The organism is Methylobacterium mesophilicum, assembly GCF_022179445.1.
Lineage (GTDB): Bacteria > Pseudomonadota > Alphaproteobacteria > Rhizobiales > Beijerinckiaceae > Methylobacterium > Methylobacterium mesophilicum.
On the sequence record NZ_BPQU01000006.1, the window covers coordinates 167,720 to 186,973 of the forward strand.

Below are 19,254 nucleotides of genomic sequence, written 5' to 3' on the forward strand. Positions count from 1 at the left end.
TTGGAACTCCTCCAGTCAAGCTCGGCGCGCGTCAATCGGGGAGCGCGAAGACCAGCAGTGCGTCGCCGGTGCCGAACCCGGCCGCCTTGGTGAAGGACGCGCCGCCGGCCGCCACCGCGAGGTACTGCTTGCCGTCCAGCGCGTAGGTCATGGCCGGGCCGCTGATGCCCGCGCCGCATTGGAACCGCCAGAGCAGCGTGCCGTCGCGCGCATCGTGGGCCTCGAGATGTCCGTCCTCCGCGCCGGAGAAGACCAGGCCGCCCGCGGTGGCGAGCGTCCCCCCGGAGAGCCGGCTGTCGGACCGCAGGGTCCAGGCGATCGTGCCGCCGTCTGCGAGGTCCACGGCGGTCAGCGTGCTGAAGGACGGCTCGCCCTTCGCCTCGCTGGTCTCGGTGTAGCGGATCTCCGGCCGGTCGCCGGAGGCCGGCACGGTCTTGATCGTGTAGGTCGTGGCCCCGTGGCGGACCTGCACGTAGGCGCGGCGCCCGTCATAGGCGGTGGGCGGCCACGACACGGCCCCGAGCGGCCCCGGCGCCACCACGGTGCCCTGCGGGGTCGGCGGCGCGAACAGGTTTTTTTGCTCGATCAGCGGGGCCGAGCGTTCGAGCAGCTTTCCGGTGGCGCGATCGTGGACGTAGATCCAGCCGGTCTTGCTGGCCGAGGCCACGGCCTTGGTGCCGTTCGGCCCGTCGAGCAGGAACGGCGGCGCTGCGACGTCGTAGCCCCACTCGTCGTGCGGCACCTGCTGCGAGTACCAGCGCAGCTGCCCGGTGCGGACGTCGAGGGCCACGAGGCACATCGTGTAGAGGTTGTCCCCCGGCCGCGACGCGCCGAAATTCTGCGGCGCCGGGTTGCCGGTGCCGAGGAAGATCAGGCCGAGATCCGGGTCGTAGGCCGGGGTCATCCAGAGCGAGCCGCCGCCGACCCGCCAGGCCTCGCGGTTGGCCGGGGCCGCCGCCTTCTCGGCGGCGATGTCGCGTTGGAGCGGCACGCCGTCCACCGTCTGGCCGACGAAGCCGCCCTCCCAGCCCTCGGACGGGGTGACGTACCAGCGCCAGCGCTCGGCGCCGGTCCTGGCGTCGTAGGCCGCGAGCCAGCCGCGCCGTCCGTAACCGCCCTCGATCCCGACCACGGCGCCGCCGTCGAGCCCGCCGGCCGCGTCCTCCAGATGCAGGCCGTAGCCCGCCCCCGTGACGCCCACGATCACCAGCCCCTCGGCCACCAGCGGCGGCATCTTGAACCCGAGCCGGCTCGAGCCCTGCACCGGCTTGCCGCCGAGCTTGCCCGCGAGATCCGAGGCGGTCTCGCTCTCGCCCTCCTCCGGGCGCACCGCCTCCTTGTCCCACACCACCCGGCCGGTCTTGGCGTCGAGCGCGATCAGCCGCCCGTCCATGGTCGCCTCGAACACGAGGCCGTCCGAGACCGCGACCCCGCGGTTCGAGGGCGGCCCGAAGATCTTTTCCGTGCGGGGCTTGTGCGTGTAGGTCCAGAGCGGCCGGCCGGTGCGGGCATCGAGCGCCGCGACGTTGTTCTGGGTCGTGGACGTGTAGAGCGCGCCGTCGACCATCACCGGCTGGGCCTGGTAATAGCCGGTCACCCCGGTCTGGAAGATCCAGGCCGGCCGCAGCCGCGCGACGCTGGCGCGGTCGATCTGGGTGAGGTCGGAGAAATTGCGGTTGCTGTGGTCGTGCCCGAAGGCCGGCCAGGGGGTCTCGGCGGCGCGGGCGGCGGCGGGCAGGAGGATCGCGACGGCGATCAGCGCGGGGCGAAGTGCGGTCATGGGCGGCACGGCGTTTCCTTCGATCGATGTCTGTTCTGATTTTGAAGGCGCCGTGGCCGCTTTGATGATCTTCTGGCTCGGGCTGCGCAGGCAAGAACCAATCATTGCCGGAACGCCTGTGTCCAGGCAGATCTTCGAAGAAGGGTTCCCCTGCGACACGGATCAAAGTCGCCCGCCTTCCGATGGTTCGCCATCGGCCCGTATGCTATCCTGCGATCATGATGGGCGTTGAGATCACCCCTGCCTTACATGAGGCCATCGATGCGATCGTGCGCGCGCAGCTCGGTCGCTTCGGAGTGCGTGATGTCGAGGCGATCGCGGATGAGGATGCGGGTGGAGATCCGATCATCCAGGTCAGGGTCCACTATAACGATTCCGCGTCCGAGCCTGACCCTCGAATCGCATCCGAGACGCTTACGAAGCTGAACGACAGGCTGTTCGAGTTGCGGGAACCGCGATTCGCCTATTTACGGCACATGGTTCCGGAAGCGACCCCGAGCCCGCGTCCCCGCTAATGAGCCGGGAGCTTCTCGGAACGGCACGACGGCTCGCGAAGGCCAGTGTCGGCAGGCCGCGGCAATCGGATCTGAAGCGGGCGATCAGTACCGCCTATTACGCGCTCTTCCATGCGCTCGCGCGGGATTGTGCGGACAGACTGGCCGGAACGGGGCGGGACCGGCCAGACAAAGCGTGGCGCCATACGTATCGCGCGTTGAATCACGGAGATGCCAGAAGCGCATGCAAACAATTGCGCAGTTTTGGTTTTCCCAATGACCTGATCCGGGTTGGCGATGTCTTCCAGGGTCTTCAGGTGCAGCGGCATAGCGCCGACTACGATCCCACACACCGTGTGACCCGTGCCGATGCCTTGACGGCGATCGCGCAGGCCGAGGACGGTATCGCGAAACTGGAAGCGACCGCCTCCAAGGATCGCATTGCGTTCGCCGTCCAACTTTTGCTGAAGCAGAGGATGTCGTGATCGCGAGGGCAAAAGATTGGCATTGCTCTCCGTATCCAGCCCCCTTCGTCGAAAGATCCCTCACCCCGCCTTCCGTGCCGCCGCGTCGAGCTGGCCCGGGGTCGCCTGGGCGCCCATGGCCCGGGCCATGTCGGCGGCGCTCTGGCCGGCGGCATCGCGAAAGTCCGGGTCGGCGCCGTGCTCCAGCAGCAGCGCCACCATCTCGGTGCGGTCGAACATCGCCGCGGTCATCAGGGCGGTCCGGCTGCCGGTGCCGGTGCCGTCCACGGCGGCGCCGTGCTGGAGCAGCAGCCGGGCGATGGCGATGTCGTTCTTGAACGCCGCGCCGGCCAGAGGCGTCTGGCCGCGATCGTTGGCGAGTTCCGGGTCGCCGCCGGCCTCCAGGATCACCCGGGTGGCGTCCGCCTGGCCGTTATAGGCCGCGAGCATCAGCAGGCTGTCGCCCTTGTCGTTGCGCAGGTTCGCCGGCAGCCCCTGCCCGAACAGCTCCGCCAGCTCGTCGGCATGGCCCATCCGGGCGAACTGGAAGACCCGGCCCGCGAAGGCCAGGGTCGCGTCGTCGAGGGCCGGGGGCGTGTTCGTCTCGGAATTCATCGTCGCTCGCCTGCTTCACTCACCGGCGGATCTGGGATGGGACCCATCTCCGTCCGGCACCCCACGGGAACGTTTTCCCCCGGATGCTCGTTGCAGCCGCCACCCGGGCCGTGATGGCCCGATCCGTCGCCGGAGCGAGCATGCCGCGCCCCTATGAGCCCTTCGCCGATGCGTTGCGCATCGCCCGCGACATCGTCCGCGACCGGGTCGGTGCGGTGACGCGGGCGGCCGTGCAGGCGGATCCCCATGCCTACGACGAGGCCTGCGACGCCCTGGCGCTCCGGATCGCCGAGGCGCTGGTGGACGAGGGCGAGGCGGTGGCGAGCCGCTATGCCGGTTGGGACGACCGGGCCGCCTGAAGTCCGCACGGTCAGTCGCGCTTGCGGCCGCCCCCGCCCTTGTATTTCGGCTTCTGGCCGCCGAGGCCCTGCGTCGAGCGCGGCTTGGGCCGCTCCTGCCAGGCCACCGCGTTCGCCGGCATCTCGCGGTCGGTGCCCGGGCCCATGTTGTCGAGTTCCGGCTTCGAGATCCGGGTCGCCCCGGCGCCGCGCGGCGCCTTGCGGCCGTACTTGCCGGCCTCGCGCTCGACGTCGCCCTGCCGGGCCATCGGGTCGTCCGAGACCAGCAGCTCCGTGGCCTGGAGGCGCTTGAGTTCGTCGCGCAGGCGCGCGGCCTCCTCGAAGTCAAGATCGGCGGCGGCCGTCCGCATCCGCTTCTCCAGGTCGGCCAGCACCGCCTTGAGGTTGTGGCCCACCGTGATCGCGTCCTTGGCCAGGCCGGTATCGACCTGGACGTGGTCGCGCTCGTAGACGCTGTTGAGGATGTCGCTGATCCCGCGCTTCACGCTCTGGGGCGTGATGCCGTGCTCCTCGTTGTAGGCGAGCTGCTTGGTGCGACGCCGCTCGGTCTCGGCCATCGCCCGCTCCATCGAGCCGGTGATGGAATCGGCGTACAGGATGCAGCGCGCGTCGGCGTTCCGGGCCGCCCGGCCGATGGTCTGGACCAGGGAGGTCTCCGAGCGCAGGAACCCCTCCTTGTCGGCGTCGAGGATCGCCACCAGGGCGCATTCCGGGATGTCGAGACCCTCGCGCAGCAGGTTGATGCCGATCAGCACGTCGAAGGCGCCGAGCCGCAGGTCGCGGATGATCTCGATGCGCTCGAGGGTGTCGATGTCGGAGTGCATGTAGCGCACGCGCACGCCGTTCTCGTGGAGGTACTCGGTGAGGTCCTCGGCCATGCGCTTGGTCAGCGTGGTCACGAGGGTCCGGTAGCCGGCCAAGGCGACCGCCTTGACCTCACCCAGCAGGTCGTCGACCTGAGCCCGCGCCGGGCGGATCTCGATCACCGGGTCGACCAGGCCGGTCGGGCGGATCACCTGCTCGGCGAAGACGCCGCCGGTGCGCTCCATCTCCCATTTGCCGGGCGTGGCCGAGACGTGGACCGTCTGGGGCCGCATCGCGTCCCATTCCTCGAAGCGCAGCGGCCGGTTGTCCAGGCAGGACGGCAGGCGGAAGCCGTACTCGGCCAGGGTCGCCTTGCGGCGGAAGTCGCCCCGGTACATGCCGCCGATCTGCGGCACCGTGACGTGGCTCTCGTCCGTGAACACCAGGGCGTTGTCGGGCAGGTACTCGAAAAGGGTCGGCGGCGGCTCGCCGGGGCGGCGGCCGGTGAGGTAGCGGGAATAGTTCTCGATGCCGTTGCAGGCGCCGGTGGCCTCGATCATCTCGATGTCGAAGGTGCAGCGCTGGTCGATGCGCTGGGCCTCGATCAGCCGGCCCATCTTCGTCAATTCCTCGATCCGGCCGTTCAGCTCGTTCTTGATGCCCTTGATCGCCTGCTGCAGCGTCGGCCGCGGCGTGACGTAGTGGGAGTTGGCGTAGACCTTCACGAATTTCAGCTCGGCGATCTTCTTGCCCGTGAGCGGGTCGAACTCGACGATCGACTCGATCACGTCGCCGAACATGCCGATCCGCCAGCCGCGATCCTCAAGGTGGGCCGGCCACAGCTCGATGGAATCGCCCCGCACCCGGAAGGTGCCGCGGGCGAAATCCGCCTGGATCCGCTTGTACTGGAGGGCCACGAGGTCGGCCACGAGTTGGCGCTGCTCGATCTTCTCGCCGAGCGTCACCGTGAACGACATCGCCGTGTAGGTCTCGACCGAGCCGATGCCGTAGATGCACGACACCGAGGCGACGATGATCACGTCGTCCCGCTCCAGCAGGGCGCGGGTGGCCGAGTGGCGCATCCGGTCGATCTGCTCGTTGATCGACGATTCCTTCTCGATGAACGTGTCTGAGCGCGGGACGTAGGCCTCGGGCTGGTAGTAGTCGTAATAGGAGACGAAATACTCGACGGCGTTGTCCGGGAAGAACGACTTGAATTCGCCGTAGAGCTGCGCCGCCAGGGTCTTGTTCGGGGCGAGGATCAGCGCCGGGCGCTGGGTCTGCTCGATGATCTTGGCCATCGTGAAGGTCTTGCCCGAGCCGGTGACCCCGAGCAGGACCTGGTCGCGCTCCATCGCGCTGATCCCGCCGACCAGTTCGGCGATGGCGGTGGGCTGGTCGCCGGCCGGCTCGAACTCGGATTTCAGCGTGAACCGGAGGCCGCCCTCGGATTTCTGCGGCCGGTCCGGCCGGTGCGGCACCCAGGTCTGGCCGTCCTTGAACAGCGGGTTGCCCTCGATCAGCAGCCGCTCCAGCGCCGTCACGGTCGCGGAGGCGCCGCCGTCGCCGCCCGGATCCGCCAGGTCGGCGCCCTCGGGCGCGGGCCCGTCCTCGGGCGGGGTCAGCCCGAGGGCCTGGGCGAGGCGCGGATCGACCTCGGCCGCGTCGCCGAGGGCGTAGCCGGATTGCGGCGCCTCGGCGAAGCCGTCTCGGGCGATCTCGACCTTGCGGCTGGCCGCCTTGCCGACCGGCTCCTTGGCGGGCCGTCCCTTGGGCTTGCCCGGACGCGGCTTCTCCGGTTCCGGCGCGATCGGCGGCGGCCGGTTGCGGTTCAGCGCCGGGTTGAGCAGTTCCGCCAGGTAGGTGTCGAGCGGTTTCAGCTCGGGCTTCGACGCCTTGGCCGACGAGGCCGAGACGGATACGGCGCGCGGCTTCTTCGGAGCGGGCGTGTTCTTCGGAGCAGGCATGGCACCAATATGGGCCCCGCACGCGCCGCGAGAAACCCTCGGGGCTGCGGAGTTTTCAAGCTTTCACGGGGGAGCCCGCCGATGACCGCACCGATCCATCCCGAGACCCGCATCGGGCACGTCCACCTCAAGGTGGCCGACCTCGACCGGGCGCTGGGCTTCTATTGCGGAATCCTCGGCCTCGGCCTGACCCAGCGCTACGGCGAGCGCGCCGCCTTCGTCGCGGCCGGGGGCTACCACCACCATATCGGCCTCAACACCTGGGAGAGCCTCGGCGGTCCGCCGCCCGCGCCGGGGACCACCGGCCTGTACCACCTCGCCCTGCTCTACCCGACCCGGGCCGCCCTGGCGGATGCCCTGCGCCGGGTCGAGGCGGCCGGCATCCCCCTCGACGGCGCCAGCGACCACGGGGTCAGCGAGGCCCTGTACCTGCGCGATCCGGACGGCAACGGCGTCGAGCTCTACCGGGACCGGCCGGAGGCGGAGTGGCCCCGCGATCCGGACGGCGCCCTGCGGATGGTCACGGCCCCGCTCGATCTCGACGCTCTTCGCCGCGAAAATGGATAATTACAACTCTTAGGTAGAATTCACCGTGCTTTGGCCTGGACCGGCACGGTCGATGCTGAGAAAATTCGGTCCCATCGACCGGTGAATTGGCTTGCGGCGGCCGGAGCCCGCCGGTACTTTGCGGTGCAAAGCATGATGCAGGGCGGGGGCTGAAGCTCATGCAGGACCTGGACAAGGCGCTGGCCGACATCGTCGCGATCCGGTCGCAGATCGCCCGCGATACCGCGTTCCGCGGCCTGGGCGCGGCCACCGTGGCGGGGACCGGCGGCCTGTCGCTCGCCTGCGCGGTGGGCCAAGCCCTCTGGCTCGGCGATCCCGCGGCCCGGCCGGCCCTGTTCTTCGGCCTGTGGATCGGTGCCGCCCTGGTGGCGTTCGCCCTGATCGGGGTCGAGGCGGTCCGGCGCAGCCGCCGGCTCCATTCCGGCCTCGCCGACGCGATGGTGTGGAACGCCATCGAGGTGTTCATGCCGGCCGCCGGCACCGGGGCGTGCCTGGCCCTGGTGATCGCCCGCTTCGCTCCGGAAGAGGTCTGGATGCTGCCCGGCCTGTGGCAGGTGCTGGTCGGGCTAGGCCTGTTCGCCTCGGCGCGGATCCTGCCCCGGGCGGTCCAGGGGGTCGGCGCCTGGTACCTGCTCACCGGCCTCGCCGCGCTGGCGATCGCGGCCGAGACCCGCACCCTGTCGCCCTGGACCATGGGGCTCCCCTTCGTGGTCGGCCAGATCTGGCTGGCCGGCCTCATCCATCGCGGCGCCCGGGCCTTCGATGATGACCTCTGACCGCGACGACGGACGGTTCTCCTACGAGGGGCTGGACCGGATCATCCACGAGCGGGCGCGGCTCAGCGTGCTCACCTCCCTGGTGGCCCACCCCAAGGGCCTGCCCTTCCCCGACCTCAAGCGCCTGTGCGGGCTGACCGACGGCAACCTGAGCCGCCACCTGGCCGTGCTCAGCGAGGCCGACCTGGTGAGCCTCGAAAAGGGGTTTTCGCTCAACCGGACGCAGACGGTGTGCCGGATGACGCCGACCGGGCGCCGGCGCTTCATCTTCTATCTCGGCGTGCTCGAGCAGGTGGTGCGCGACGCGGCGGCGGCGGCCGAGCGAAGTCCGGACGGCGGGGTGCGCGGCCTCGATCCGGCCACGAAACCGGCCTGAGAACGCCGGATCGCGCAGAGACTCTCAACGCAAACCGAATAAACCTCAGCGATACGCCCATGCCGGGAGACTTTACGATGCAAAGCGAAGCGGGGCCGGGGGGGCTGCACGCCGCGATCATCATGGACGGCAACGGGCGCTGGGCGACGCAGCGCGGCCTGCCGCGTCTGGCCGGCCACCATCGCGGCGTCGAGGCGATCCGGCGCACCGCCGAGGCCTGCCCGGATCTCGGCATCGGCACGCTCACGCTCTACGCCTTCTCGGCCGACAACTGGCAGCGCCCCGACGACGAGGTCGGCGGCCTGATGCGGCTGCTGCGCTCCTACCTGCGCAACGAGACCCAGCGGCTCGCCCGCACCGGCACCCGGCTCAGCGTCGTGGGCCGGCGCGACCGCCTGCCCCGGGGCATCCCGGAGGCGATCGCGGCCGCCGAGGCGGCCACGGCGGCCGGCACCCGCCTGCACCTGCGGATCTGCGTCGACTATTCCGCCCGGGACGCGATCATCGCGGCGGCGCAGGCGCTCCAGGGCGGCGACGCCTCCCGGGAGAGTTTCGGCGCGCTGGTGGCCGGGCAGATGCACGGCTCGCCGGTGGACGTGGACCTCGTGATCCGCACCGGCGGCGAGCAGCGCCTGTCGGATTTCCTGCTGTGGGAGGCGGCCTATGCCGAACTCCACTTCACCGACCGGATGTGGCCGGATTTCGGCCCCGACGACCTCGCCACGGCGATCGCCGACTTCGCCCGCCGGGATCGCCGCTTCGGCGGCCTGAAGGCGCCCGCGGTTCCGGCGGCGGCCTGACCCCCGGCCCGCTTGACGGGCGCGCCGGCTCAGGCAGAGGCTTTTCGCCATGACCGAGACCCGCACGACTGAAACGCTCGCCAACCGCCGCGTCCTCCTCGTCATCGGCGGCGGCATCGCGGCCTACAAGGCCCTCGACCTGATCCGGCGCCTGCGCGAGCGGGGCGCCAGCGTCTGCCCGGTGCTGACTGCGGGCGCGCAGGAATTCGTGACGCCGCTCGCCGCCGCGGCGCTCGCGGGCGAGCGGGCCCATACCGACCTGTTCGACCGGGCCGAGGAGGCCGATATCGGCCACATCAAGCTGGCCCGACAGGCGGATGCCGTCGTGGTGGCGCCGGCCACCGCCAACCTGATGGCCCGGATGGCGGGCGGCCACGCCGCCGACCTCGCGACCACGATCCTGCTGGCCACAACCCTGCCGATCCTGATCGCGCCGGCCATGAACGTGCAGATGTGGGCGCATCCGGCGACCCGCCGCAACCGCGCCACCCTGGAGGGCGACGGGATCCGCCTCGTCGGGCCCAATGCCGGCAAGATGGCCGAGGCGGAGACCGGCCCCGGCCGCATGGCCGAGCCCAACGAGATCGCCGACGCCGTCGAGCGGATGCTGGGCGAGGCGGGCGCCGGGGCCCCGGGCCTCGGCTTCCTGTCGGGCCGCCAGGGCGCGCCCGCCCGCCCCCTTGCCGGAAAGCGGGTTCTGGTGACCTCCGGGCCGACCCACGAGCCGATCGATCCGGTGCGCTACCTCGCCAACCGGTCCTCCGGGCGCCAGGGCCACGCGATCGCGGCCGCGGCCGCCCAGGCCGGCGCCCGCGTGACGCTGGTCTCCGGGCCGGTCTCGATCCCGGATCCCGCCGGCGTCGCCGTGGTGCGGGTCGAGACCGCCCGGGACATGCTCGCGGCGGTCGAGGCCGCCCTGCCCGCCGACATCGCGATCTTCGCGGCCGCGGTGGCCGACTGGCGCCCCGAGACGGAGGCCGGCGCGAAGAAGATCAAGAAGGACGGCGCCGGCCCGGTGCCGATGCCGCTGGTCGAGAACCCCGATATCCTCGCCACCGTCGCGCGTCTGGAGGCCGGGCGCCCCCCCCTGGTGGTCGGCTTCGCCGCCGAGACCGACACGGTGCTGGACCACGCCCGGGCCAAGATCGTCCGGAAGGGCTGCGATCTGATCGTCGCCAACGACGTCTCGGCCGCGGGCGGCGTCATGGGCGGGACCGACAACACGGTCCACCTGATCCACCGCGACGGCGCGCTGGAGACCTGGCCGCGCCTCGGCAAGGACGAGGTCGCCCGCCGGCTCGTCGCGCATCTGGCCGGCCTGCTGGCGCGCTGAGCCGGCCTCGGACCCGCAGAACCGGCCGCGCGAAGCCGATTTCGCCGCGGGTGTGGCGGCGAATCCTCGCCCGTCTTGACGCCGCGCGGGCTTCCCGAAGCCCGCGCCGGAGCAAGACGCAGCGGACGAAGACCGATGCGAATGCGGTCACGGTGGGCCTTGCTGGGCGGGGATTGTCCGCCCGTCGCTCTATCGGCCGCCTCGATCTCTGTATCGATCGATGAAAGCGTATTGAAAATCGATTATCCGCCGCTCGACATTTCAAAATGATCCAAACTAAGTCTCGCTGGCGAATTCAAGGTCTCTGACGTTCCAAGATAAGTCGCCCTCAAAAGCTTGCAATCTGCGGTTTTACCAGGCTGTAACCCCATGGCGCCGAACAGAAAACTGTCGGCTCGGGGGCGTTATGGATCATGGAACGTAGACTTCTTTCGGGATGGGCGGCCACTCTGCTTGTCATCGCGGCCGGTCCTCTTGTCGGAACGGCGCAGGCACAGCCTTCGGCGCCTCGAAATACGGAAGAATCGACGATCCTGCCGGATCCGAATGCGCCGCAGCGCCTCCCGCTGGATCGGCCGTCGACGCCCGCGCCGGACACCCGCCCCGCCGTCGGCTCGGTGGATCCGCGCAACGTCGGCCCGAAATTCGGCCTGCTCGGGAATCTCGGCGGCGTCCGCGACCGGCTCTGGGAACACGGGATCCTGCTCAACCTGGGCTACGTCTACGAGGGCGCCACGAACGCGGCCGGCGGGGACCGCACGCTGGCGCGCGGTGCCGCCCAGTTCGTCGCCAAGGGCCTGTTCGACTTCGAGAAGATGTTCGGCCTGGAAGGCGGGTCGGGCGTGGTCACGCTCAGCCACAGGCACGGCCGCGACCTGACCCAGGACGCGCATCTCGGCACCCAGACCAGCGTCGAGGAGATCTACGGCCGCGGCCGCATCTGGCGACTGAGCCAGTTCTGGTACGATCAGAAGTTCGGCCCGTTGGTGGACCTGAAGATCGGTCGGATGCCGTCGAGCGACGACTTCGCCGGCTTCGCCTGCGAGTTCCAGCTCAACGCCCTGTGCGGCGCCCCGACCGGCAAGATCGCCGGCAACTACATCTACAACTATCCGGTCAGCCAGTGGGCGACCCGCCTGCGGGTCGGCACGGCGGACACGGCCTACGTCCAGGTCGGCGCCTACCAGGTCAATCCGGACAACCTCGTCGACGGCTTCAGCTTCAACTTCAGCAAGGGCACCGGCGCCCTGATCCTGTCCGAGGCGGGCTGGTTCCCGAAGGTCGGCGGCGCGGGCTACGCCGGCAGCTACAAGGTCGGCGGCTGGCACGAGACCAGCGGCGGCAACGACGTCTACCTGAACGACCGGCGCCTGCCCTTCCCCATGTACCGGGGACAGCCGCTGCATCACGACGGCCGGGACGGCCTGTATTTCGTCGGCGTCCAGGAGGTCTACCGCCCGGATCCCGCCAACACCGTCCGCAACGTCTCGGCCTTCGTCCGGGCCGTGGCCAGCGACCGGGACACCTCGGTCTACTCGGCCCAGGTGACGGGCGGGTTCGTCTACAAGGGCTGGTGCGCGGAGCGTCCCAACGACTGGATCGGCTTCGGCGTCGGCCAGACGACCCCGAATCCCCGGGCGGTCGAGGCCATCGCGCTGAGCAACCTGGTCGGCCGGACCAGCCGGCGGCTGCCGTGGCAGGAACGCTTCGTCGAGGCGTTCTACAGCATCGCGGTGACCGACAACGTCGTCGTCCGACCCAACATCCAGTACATCACCCGGCGGGCCACGCCGGAGCAGAAGCCCGACGTCGTGGTGTTCGGCCTGACCTCGCTGATCACCTTCTGAGTGCCCCGCCGCCCGGTTCCCGTCGCACGGCGGGCCGGGCCGACGAAGGCCTTGAACGCCCCCGCGGTGGGGAGGGGCCGGGGGTGGAGGCCGCAGGATCGCGCGGAGACGCGCCATCCGAACCACCCCCACCTCCACTTCCCCCGCCAGGGGAGGAGAGAGCCCTCGGCGCACCCTGCGTGGCCATCGTAACCCGCACGGCGGTGGCGCATCATGGAACGCCCCACCCCGGCGCGAAGATCAGTGACCCGCCGGAATGCGAGCGTAAAGACAAAGTTAAACAGCTTTCAATTGAAACGAAGTCGACAAAATTCTCCGACCGATGCGGTTTCGACACGGAATAGTTCAAGCACCGATTGTCATCCAGCGACACAGTTAAGAGTGAGATCAAGAAGTTTCACGGCCGTAACATTCGACAAATGGTTCCGTATCGGACATGACCGCGCGACCGTCGGGTTTCTGGAGTTGTGCGATGATCCGCCTGCAAAATATTTCGATCCGCACGACGATGAGCGTGGTGTTCTTCGTATTGGGTCTGATCATCTTCACCTATGCGACGACCGCGCTCATCGGGGCGCGGACGGAGGCCGTCCAGGCCGAGGCGGGCATCTCGCTCGTGCGGGCGAGCCGCGCGCTGCTCCAGACCCTGTACGCGACGCGGCTGGAGCGGGGCGCCACCCTGCAGTTCCTGGCCGCCGACCAGCCGATGGATGCCGAGACCCTGTCCGGGCTCTACACGGAGCGGCAGCGGGCGGTGGCCGGCATCGCCGCGGCGACGGCTCTTGTGGGCGACCTGGATCTGCCCTCCGTCCGGGCGACGCTCGGTCAGCTCCAGGCGTCCCGCGAGCGTGTCGAGCGCCTCCGCCCCCGGGTGGATGACGCCCTGAAGGTGTCCAAGGCCCAGCGTGACGCCGCCGTCACCGCGGAGGCGCAGACGGCCCTCCTCGCCATGCTCGACACCCTGACGGCGACGACGGATGCGGTCGATGCCGCGATCCCGCGCTCCGACACCGTCCTGGAGCGCGATCTCTCCCTCAAGCGCGCGGCCTGGGCGACCCGCATGGCGCTCGGCGCCATCGCGCTGCGGATCCAGACGTCCCTGTCGGCCGGGACGCCCTGGTCGCCCGCCGAGACCGTCGCGGCCGCGGAGGAGCGGGGGCGGCTCGACGCCACGTGGAAGCTCGCCGCGGAGACGGCGGCGAACCTCATGGGCCCGGTCCGGACGGCCTTCGACAAGGCGCGCACCAACAATTTCGAGGGCGCGCCCCTCGACCGGCGCATGGCCGTCTCGACCGCGCTGGCCCAGCATCAGCCGCCCGGGGTCACGCTCCAGCAGGCGCGCAAGCTCGACACCCCGGAACAGGCCACCCTGGTGGACCTCGCCTACGCCGCCCTCGACGAGATGATCGCGCGCGCCGAGACCCTGGCCCAGGAGGCGCGCGGCGTCCTGATTCGCAACGTGGCGGCGCTGGTGGTCTCCGGCCTGCTCGTGGCCCTCGGCCTCGTCGCCCTTTTCGGCTTCGTGCTGCGGCCGATCCGGACGATGACCGGGACCATGCAGGCCCTGGCCGACGGCGACGCGTCGGTCGCGGTGCCTCTGCGCGACCGCGACACCGAGGTCGGCGCGATGGCGCGGACGGTCCAGGTGTTCAAGGACAACCTGATCCGCGCCCGGGCGCTGGAGGCGGAGACCGCGCAGGCGCGCGCCGCCGCCGAGGAGCACCGCAAGGCCGGCATGCTTCAGATGGCCGAGAGCTTCGAGCGGGCGGTCGGCGGCATCATCGGCCAGGTCTCGTCCTCGGCCACCGAATTGCAGGCCACCGCACAGACCATGACCGCCACCGCCACGCAGACCGCCAGCCAATCCACCACGGTCGCGGCCGCGGCCGAGGAGGCGGCCAGCAACGTCAACACCGTGGCGGCCGCCGCCGAGGAGCTGGGCACCTCCGTGCAGGAGATCGGCCGGCAGGTCGACGGATCCGCCAAGCTGGCGCTGGGGGCGGCCGCCGAGGCCGGCCAGACCGCCGACCTGGTGCAGGAATTGAGCAGCGCCGTCGGGCGGATCGGCGACGTGGTCGGGCTGATCTCGAGCATCGCCGGGCAGACCAACCTGCTGGCCTTGAACGCGACCATCGAGGCGGCGCGCGCCGGCGAGGCCGGGCGCGGCTTCGCGGTCGTGGCCTCCGAGGTGAAGGCGCTCGCCGAGCAGACCGCCAAGGCCACCGAAGAGATCTCCGGCCAGATCGGCCGCATCCAGGCCTCCACGGGCGGGGCGGTGACGGCGATCGGCTCGATCACGGCGCGAATCCAGGAGATCAGCGGCGTGGCGACCTCGATCGCGGCGGCGGTCGAGCAGCAGGGCGCGGCCACGCAGGAGATCGTGCGCAACGTCGGCCAGGCGGCGGCGGGGACCGGCGAGGTCACCAGCAACATCGCGGGCGTCGCGAGTGCCGCCGACGAGACCGGCAAGGCGGCCGGCCAGGTGCTCGGCGCGGCGACGGAACTGTCCCGCCAGTCGGAGACGCTGACCGCCGAAGTGGCGCGGTTCCTCGACACGGTCCGGGCCGCCTGAGCCGCCGCCCCGACGGCGATCCTGCGCCTCCCTGGCCTGGACGAACCTGAGTCGATAGAAGGCCCCCCGACGGCCGGCGCGGACGGCGCCGGCTCCAGGGAGATACCATGCCTCGCCTGTCCCTCATTGCCGGAGCCGCGTTCATCGCCATGACAGCAGCCGCGAATGCCGAGATCGTCACCCTGCCCTCGGGCCTGAAGTACCAGGACGAGGTGGTGGGCACCGGGCCCGAGCCGAAGGCCGGCCAGCAGGTCACCGTGCAGTACACGGGCTGGCTCGACGAGGGCGGCCAGAAGGGCAAGAAGTTCGATTCCTCCCGCGACCGCAACCAGCCCTTCAGCTTCCCGCTGGGCGCCGGCCAAGTGATCAAGGGCTGGGATCTCGGCGTCGCCACGATGAAGACCGGGGGCAAGCGCACCCTGATCATCCCGCCGGAGCTCGGCTACGGCGCCCGGGGCGCCGGCGGCGTGATCCCGCCGAACGCCACGCTGATCTTCGACGTCGAACTCCTCGGCGCGAAGTAAGGGTTCGGCTGCGCGACGGCGAGAGTCCCGAGACAATGCTGTTCGCGCAGCTGCCCGACGAGCTGTTCAAGCCGCTGGCCTCGCCGAGCCGGGGCTTCAACGCGGCCCTGCTGCTGCACCTGCACCGGCGCGTCCTCGGGGCGGAGCCGGTGCGCAAGGCCGAGCTGCTCGCCGAGATCGGCGATTTCGCCGCCGGCTGGAGCGACCCCGAGATCCTGGGCGACGAGCCGATCTCCGCGGATCCGGCCGAACGCCGCAACGCCCTCTACCGGCGCCTCCTGGAGACCGGCTGGCTGCTCGAGCGCCGCGAGCGCTACGTCCCGGTGGCCGAGTTCGACCCGGAGGCGCGCCTCCTGCTCGAGGAGCTGTCCCGGCTGGAGCGGGGCGAGACCCGCTCCTACGGCGGCGCGGTGCTGGAGGTGCTGGGCGGCCTGGAGAGCGCCGTCTCCGATCCGGCCAACCGCTCCGAGGCCCTGTCCAACGCCGCCCGGGCGTCCGCCGCCTTCCTGGCCCATGTCCGCGGACTCGCCGCCGGCATGCGCAAGGTCGAGGAGCGGATCCTGCGCGAGCCCGACCGGGCCAAGACCTTCCGGCTGTTCTTCGAGGATTTCGTCGAACGCCACCTGATCAGCGACTACCGGACGCTGCACACCCGCTTCAACCCGTTCCGGTTCCGCGCCAGCGTGGTCCGCGAGGCCGGCCGGGCGCTGCGCGACGCCCTCACGGTGCGGGCGCTGGCCGAGGGTCAGATCCGCGAGGGCCGCAGCCCCGACCTCGATACCGCCCAGCGCGCGGTCCGGGCCGACCTCGCCCAGATCCTCTCGGTGTTCGAGGGGCTCGACAACCATCTCGACGCAGTCGATGCCGTGGTGGCCCGCCTGGAGCGGCGGATCGGCGCCGCGCTCCACGCCATGGACCGGCCGGACCCTTCGGGGATCGAGCGGGTCGCCGCGATGCTGCGCGCCGTCGGCGCCGCCGAGGTGGCGCCGGAGGTGCCGCCGGTGGTGTCGCTGCTGCGGCCGCCGATCGGCCAGGGCCACCTGCAGACGCCGCGCGCCCGCCGCAGCGCCATCGAGGTCGAACCGCTGCCGGATATCGACGACGACCCCGCGGTGGATGCCTTCGCGGCCGCCAAGGCCGAGTTCCGCCGCCGCACCACCGTGACGCCGGAGACCATGACGGCCTTCGTCGAGGCGCGGCTCGGCAAGGCCGTGTCGCTGCGCGGCTCGCAGATCACGATCGAGGGGGTCGACGACTTCGTGGTGTTCCAGCGCCTGCGCGAGATCGACGTGCTGTTCGATGCGCGGCTGCGCGACCGCTACGCGGTAGTCCGGCTGCCCGAGCGGCTGGCCAACGGCTGGCTGGACTGCCCCGATTTCCTGCTGGAGCGGCGTGCCGGTGCTTGAGGGATTTCGCGCGATCATCGACGGCGACGAGCCGCCGCCGCCCGGCGCCCGCGCCCCGGACGCCGAGGAGCTGTGCCGCGCCCTCCAGGTGATGCTCAAGGGGCAGGTGATCTACGCGGACACGCCCGGGATCGGCCGCTCCTACGAGCTGGCCCGGCACTACGCGCCGTTCTTCACCGACTACTTCGCCTGCCTGGGCTACGCGCTCACGGTCTCGCACCGCGACCAGATGGTGTCGCTGAGCCCCGCCGCCGACGCGCCCCGGCACGACATCGCCTCCGAGCGCCTGCGCAAGGACGAGACCCTGGTGCTGTTGGCGCTGCGGCTGCTCTACGAGGAGGGCCTGCGCGACAACCGCGCCGGCACCGACGGGATCGTCGCCTGCACCACCGACGAGATCGTGGAGAAGATCCGGGCCGTCGCCCGCAACGAGCCCCCGGAAGAGGGCCGCCTCGCCGACATCCTACGCCTCTACGCCCGGCGCGGGGGCCTGCGGATGGGCGAGCGCGACCGGGTCGAGCGGGTCACGCCGCTGTCGCTGCTGCCGGGCCTCGCGGTGCTGGCCTCCGACGCCTGGCTGGAGCGCCTGCGCGCGTGGTCGGATGCCGGGGAGCTCTGAGGGCGGCCCTCGGCACCGCTGGCGGATGAGCCGCGCCCGGTTCCCGGACGCCTGGACCGTCAGGGGACGCCATGTCGCTGCGCGCGGACGCGTCGCGTCGCGTCCCGCTGGGTCGCGGGCCGCTCACGCTGCCTGCGCCCGGGAAAAGGGCTCGGCGCAAACGGTAACCCGGCGTCTCAAGCCGACCGCACCGTCGCCAGGAAATGCTCGACCTCCTCGCCGAGCTGCGCCGCATGGCGGGCCATCTCGGAGGCCGAATCGAGCACCTGCCCGGCCGCTTGCCCGGTCGCCGCGGCGGCGCCGGCCACGCCGGTGACGTTGGCGGTCACCGCCTCGGTTCCGGTGGCGGCCTGGGTCACGTTGCGGACGATCTCCTGGGTCGCGGCGCCCTGCTCCTCCACGGCGGCGGCGATCGCGGTCGCCATCCCGCTGATGTCGCGGATGCGGGCCGCGATGCCGTCGATCGCCCGCACCGCCTCGCCGGTCGAGCCCTGGATCTGGCCGATCTGCGCCGCGATCTCCGCCGTGGCCCGGGCGGTCTGGGCCGCGAGCGCCTTCACCTCGGTGGCGACGACCGCGAAGCCGCGCCCCGCATCCCCGGCCCGCGCCGCCTCAATGGTGGCGTTCAGGGCCAGCAGGTTGGTCTGGTCGGCGATCGAGGAGATCAGCGACACGACCTCCCCGACCCGCTGCGCGCCCGTGCTCAGGGCCTGGACCAGCTGGGCGGTCGCGGCGGCCTCGCGGACGGCGGCCTGGGCCAGATCGGCCGATGCGCCGACCTGGCGCCCGATCTCGTCCACCGTCGAGCCCAGCTGCTCGGCCGCCACCGCCACCGTGGTCACGTTGGTGGAGGCCTGTTCGGCCGCCGCCGCCGCGCCGGTCGACTGGCCGGCGGTCTGCGCCGCCGTCGCGTTCAGGCCCTGGGCGGTGGCCTGCAACCGGGTCGCCGCCGCGGTCACCGAGCCGACGATGCCGCCGACGGCGCCCTCGAACCGGTCGGCGAGCGTCCGCGTCGCCTCCCGGCGCTGGGTCTCGGACGCGGCGCGGGCCTGGGCCGCCTCGACCTCCAGGGTGCGGGTATGCTGCAGGTTCTGCCGGAACACCGCCACGGCGGCCGACATGGCGCCGATCTCGTCCCGGCGGGCCGCGTAGGGGATTTCCGCCCGGGCGTCGCCGTCCGCCAGCCGGCGCATGGCCCGGGTCATGAGGGTGATCGGGCGCGAGACGCCGACGAAGCTGTAGAGCGTCGCCCCCAGGGCGATCAGCAGCGTGACGCCCAACATGATCACGGTCGAGCGGACCGCCTCGGCCTGGCTCTGGCGCGCGCTGCGGCCGGCCGCGTCGCCGGCCTGGATGTTCATCTCGGCCAGCGCGTGCGCGGCTCCGGCGGCGGCGACGTAATGGCCGTTCATCGTCCCGCGGAAATACGACATCGCCGCGTCGCGCTGCTCGAGGCTGAAGCCGCGCAGCCGCTCCCAGTCGTAATGCTGGACCTTGAGCTTGGCGAGGAGGTCATCGAACCGGGCCTTCTCGTCGGGCGAGGCGATCAGCGCCCGGTAGGCCTCGACCTTGGCGTTCCGCTCCCGGGTCAGCCCGTCCACTTCCTTCACGGTGAGTTGCCGCTCGGTCTCCGCCGCCGCGGTGACGAACCGGACCTGCGCGAGGCGCGACCGGATCACCAGGGCCTCGATGGCCTGCGCCTCGTTCATCGACAGCACCGCGTGATCGAGCAGCGCCGCGAGCTGGCTGTCGAGGGCGATCATCCGATGGATCGCGAATCCGCCCTGAAGCGCGGCGGCGAGGAGGAGCAGGGCGAAGAGGCCGCTCAAAGTGAGCTTCAGGCTGGCACGCATGGTTCTGATCGATCCCCCCGGGGGGACGATACAAGCGATAAATTGTCTGACAAGTTGTGAATCCCGGCGGAGGTGACAGCCCGGCGCCGGTCACGCCG

Annotated in this window: 18 protein-coding genes; 14 read left to right on the forward strand and 4 right to left on the reverse strand. The window is 71.1% G+C overall.

Annotated elements, in window-relative coordinates:
• Positions 1-31: 31 nt before the first annotated feature.
• Positions 32-1,780 (reverse strand): pyrroloquinoline quinone-dependent dehydrogenase, encoded by a 1,749-nt coding sequence (locus MFF40_RS09385; RefSeq protein ID WP_147896381.1) that lies wholly within the window; start codon positions 1,778-1,780, stop codon positions 32-34.
• On the opposite strand from MFF40_RS09385, the gene MFF40_RS09390 reads away from it, so the two are divergent.
• From MFF40_RS09390 to MFF40_RS09400, 3 genes are read left to right on the forward strand one after another with little or no spacing between them, the layout of a single operon-like run.
• Positions 1,779-2,012: a hypothetical protein gene (locus tag MFF40_RS09390; RefSeq protein WP_147855846.1), complete on the forward strand. Its 234-nt coding sequence runs from the start codon at positions 1,779-1,781 to the stop codon at positions 2,010-2,012. The two genes, MFF40_RS09385 and MFF40_RS09390, sit on opposite strands and share 2 nt — an antisense overlap.
• Positions 1,999-2,295, forward strand: coding sequence for a hypothetical protein (locus tag MFF40_RS09395; protein ID WP_238260220.1), 297 nt, complete (start codon positions 1,999-2,001; stop codon positions 2,293-2,295). The genes MFF40_RS09390 and MFF40_RS09395 overlap by 14 nt, the downstream gene beginning before the upstream one ends.
• The gene (locus MFF40_RS09400) at positions 2,295-2,759 is read left to right on the forward strand and encodes a hypothetical protein (protein WP_147855847.1); all 465 of its coding nucleotides are present in this window, start codon (positions 2,295-2,297) and stop codon (positions 2,757-2,759) included. The genes MFF40_RS09395 and MFF40_RS09400 overlap by 1 nt, the downstream gene beginning before the upstream one ends.
• A gap of 60 nt (positions 2,760-2,819) precedes the next feature.
• Here the strand turns inward: MFF40_RS09400 and MFF40_RS09405 are convergent, their stop codons facing one another.
• A complete protein-coding gene (locus tag MFF40_RS09405) occupies positions 2,820-3,353 on the reverse strand; it encodes an ankyrin repeat domain-containing protein (protein WP_147855848.1) in 534 nt (177 codons plus the stop codon).
• Between the two features lie 140 nt (positions 3,354-3,493).
• Here MFF40_RS09405 and MFF40_RS09410 point away from each other — a divergent pair, with 140 nt between their 5' ends.
• The gene (locus tag MFF40_RS09410) at positions 3,494-3,712 is read left to right on the forward strand and encodes a hypothetical protein (protein WP_147855849.1); all 219 of its coding nucleotides are present in this window, start codon (positions 3,494-3,496) and stop codon (positions 3,710-3,712) included.
• Between the two features lie 11 nt (positions 3,713-3,723).
• Here MFF40_RS09410 and uvrB read toward each other — a convergent pair whose 3' ends face one another.
• Entirely contained in the window at positions 3,724-6,483 is a 2,760-nt protein-coding gene (uvrB, locus tag MFF40_RS09415) for an excinuclease ABC subunit UvrB (RefSeq protein WP_238260221.1), read from the reverse strand.
• Between the two features lie 81 nt (positions 6,484-6,564).
• Between uvrB and MFF40_RS09420 the strand changes: the two genes are divergently transcribed.
• From MFF40_RS09420 to MFF40_RS09465, 10 genes are all read left to right on the forward strand, one after another.
• A complete protein-coding gene (locus MFF40_RS09420; protein ID WP_147896383.1) occupies positions 6,565-7,050 on the forward strand; it encodes a VOC family protein in 486 nt (161 codons plus the stop codon).
• Positions 7,051-7,208: 158 nt separating this feature from the next.
• The gene (locus MFF40_RS09425) at positions 7,209-7,826 is read left to right on the forward strand and encodes a hypothetical protein (protein ID WP_147896384.1); all 618 of its coding nucleotides are present in this window, start codon (positions 7,209-7,211) and stop codon (positions 7,824-7,826) included.
• Positions 7,813-8,202 carry a transcriptional regulator gene (locus MFF40_RS09430; protein WP_147857943.1) on the forward strand — a complete coding sequence of 130 codons (390 nt, stop codon included), beginning with the start codon at positions 7,813-7,815 and terminating at the stop codon, positions 8,200-8,202. The genes MFF40_RS09425 and MFF40_RS09430 overlap by 14 nt, the downstream gene beginning before the upstream one ends.
• Positions 8,203-8,279: 77 nt before the next feature.
• Positions 8,280-9,002: a di-trans,poly-cis-decaprenylcistransferase gene (locus tag MFF40_RS09435; RefSeq protein ID WP_147896385.1), complete on the forward strand. Its 723-nt coding sequence runs from the start codon at positions 8,280-8,282 to the stop codon at positions 9,000-9,002.
• Between the two features lie 49 nt (positions 9,003-9,051).
• Positions 9,052-10,335: a bifunctional phosphopantothenoylcysteine decarboxylase/phosphopantothenate--cysteine ligase CoaBC gene (coaBC, locus tag MFF40_RS09440; RefSeq protein WP_147896386.1), complete on the forward strand. Its 1,284-nt coding sequence runs from the start codon at positions 9,052-9,054 to the stop codon at positions 10,333-10,335.
• 617 nt (positions 10,336-10,952) lie between these two features.
• On the forward strand, positions 10,953-12,182 hold the full coding sequence (locus tag MFF40_RS09445) for a carbohydrate porin (RefSeq protein ID WP_238260223.1): 1,230 nt from the start codon (positions 10,953-10,955) through the stop codon (positions 12,180-12,182).
• A 472-nt stretch (positions 12,183-12,654) separates the two neighbouring features.
• Entirely contained in the window at positions 12,655-14,754 is a 2,100-nt protein-coding gene (locus MFF40_RS09450) for a methyl-accepting chemotaxis protein (RefSeq protein WP_238260225.1), read from the forward strand.
• Between the two features lie 107 nt (positions 14,755-14,861).
• Positions 14,862-15,278, forward strand: coding sequence for an FKBP-type peptidyl-prolyl cis-trans isomerase (locus MFF40_RS09455; protein ID WP_147855820.1), 417 nt, complete (start codon positions 14,862-14,864; stop codon positions 15,276-15,278).
• Positions 15,279-15,313: 35 nt separating this feature from the next.
• A complete protein-coding gene (locus MFF40_RS09460; protein ID WP_147896389.1) occupies positions 15,314-16,684 on the forward strand; it encodes a Wadjet anti-phage system protein JetA family protein in 1,371 nt (456 codons plus the stop codon).
• On the forward strand, positions 16,677-17,303 hold the full coding sequence (locus MFF40_RS09465; RefSeq protein ID WP_147896390.1) for a DUF4194 domain-containing protein: 627 nt from the start codon (positions 16,677-16,679) through the stop codon (positions 17,301-17,303). The genes MFF40_RS09460 and MFF40_RS09465 overlap by 8 nt, the downstream gene beginning before the upstream one ends.
• Before the next feature lie 176 nt (positions 17,304-17,479).
• On the opposite strand, the gene MFF40_RS09470 is transcribed toward MFF40_RS09465, so the two are convergent.
• Complete coding sequence (locus tag MFF40_RS09470) at positions 17,480-19,156, reverse strand: methyl-accepting chemotaxis protein (RefSeq protein ID WP_147896391.1); 1,677 nt, start codon at positions 19,154-19,156, stop codon at positions 17,480-17,482.
• Positions 19,157-19,254 lie beyond the last annotated feature (98 nt).